We start from the raw sequence: 1,509 nt of genomic DNA, 5'->3' as shown, positions 1-1,509 counted from the left end.
TCCTTCGGCCCAGGCGGCGCCGTCGGCCGAGGCGGAGAACGACTTGCAGCGGCCGTCGGGTGACAGCGCGCCCTGCCGGCTGAACTCGACGAACGCCACGGGCGTGGACATGACCGCCACCCCGCCCGCCAGCGCCAGCGAGCACTCGCCCTGGCGCAGGGCCCGTACGGCCAGGTGCATGGCGACCAGCGAGGACGAGCAGGCGGTGTCCACCGTCAGCGCCGGCCCCTCCAGGCCCAGGGTGTAGGCGACGCGGCCCGCGATGACGCTGGGCGCGCTGGAGGTGAACAGGTTGCCCTCGACGGACTCGGGCGCGCCGTGGAGGAAGCGCGCCGAGTAGTAGTCGTACATGTTGCCGACGTAGACGCCGGTCCTGGTGCCGCGGAGGCCGCCCGGCTCGATCTCGGCCCGCTCCAGGGCCTCCCAGCACGTCTCCAGGAACAGCCGGTGCTGCGGGTCGGTGGCGAGCGCGGTACGCGGGCTGATGCCGAAGAAGGCCGCGTCGAAGTCGGCGACGTCGTACAGGAAGCCGCCGTGGCGGGTGTAGGTCTTCCCGGCCGCCTCGGGGTCGGGGTCGTACAGCGCGTCCACGTCCCAGCCGCGGTCCGCCGGGAACTCACCGATCGCGTCCCTGCCCGAGGAGACCAGCTCCCACAGATCTTCCGGGGAGGCGACCCCGCCCGGGTAGCGGCACGCCATCCCGACGATCGCCACCGGCTCGTGGCGGCGCTCCTCGTCCTCGCCCAGTCGCCGGCGGGCCTCCGCCAGTTCCACGGTGGCGCGCTTGAGGTAGTCGCGGAGCCTGTCCTCTGTTCTCATCGATCGGCCTTTCCCGTCACAGTTCGTTGTCGATGAGCGCGAAGATCTCCTCGTCCGAGGCGGAATCGATCTTCTCCATCACGGTGTCGGCGTCGCCCTTGGGCTGCGCGCCGAACATGGCCAGGCCGCTCTGCAGCACGGCGACGAGCTTGCTGCGGATCGCCTCGCCGTCGTCCTTGGCGCTGGTGAGCATGGATCCCACCCGTTCGAGCGCGCCGCGCAGGGTCTCCTCGGGGGAGGGCGCGGCGGGGACGAGCGTGTCGAACAGGTGCTCCGCCAGGGCGCCGACCGTGGGGTGGTCGAACACGAGCGTGGCGGGCAGCCGCAGGCCGGTGTCGGCGCTGAGCCGGTTGCGCAGCTCGACGGCGGTCAGGGAGTCGAAGCCGAGCTGGGTGAACGCCCGGTCGACGTTGATCTTCTCGGCGCTGCCGTGGGCGAGGACGACGGCGACGTGGCCGCGTACCCGTTCGGTGAACATGCGCAGCCCCTCCTCCCTGGTCAGTTCGGCGAGGCGGGACATGAGCGCGGTGAGGCTCGTGCCCTGCTCGCCGCCCACGGACCGGCGGGGCACGCGGACCAGGCCGCGCAGCATGGGCGGCAGGTCGCCGTTCTCGGCCCTGGCACGCAACCCGGCGGCGTCCCAGCGGGCCCCGACCACGAGCGCGTCGTCACCGCTCAGGGCCGCGTCGA

The 1,509-nt window shown here is 72.6% G+C and carries 2 protein-coding genes; both read right to left on the bottom strand.

Going from position 1 to position 1,509, the window contains the following annotated elements; genetic code table 11:
* On the bottom strand, window positions 1-819 hold an 819-nt coding region (locus ACFYSC_RS36845; RefSeq protein ID WP_389971039.1), incomplete at its 3' end, for a beta-ketoacyl synthase N-terminal-like domain-containing protein.
* A gap of 16 nt (window positions 820-835) precedes the next feature.
* Window positions 836-1,509, bottom strand: a 674-nt coding sequence (locus tag ACFYSC_RS36840; RefSeq protein WP_389971036.1) for a phosphopantetheine-binding protein, incomplete at its 5' end; no start/stop codon positions are given.

This window comes from Streptosporangium sp. NPDC004379 (assembly GCF_042873875.1).
Classification (GTDB): domain Bacteria; phylum Actinomycetota; class Actinomycetes; order Streptosporangiales; family Streptosporangiaceae; genus Streptosporangium.
The sequence above is the reverse complement of the archived record's forward strand: the minus strand, read 5'-3'. Positions and strand labels throughout refer to the sequence as shown.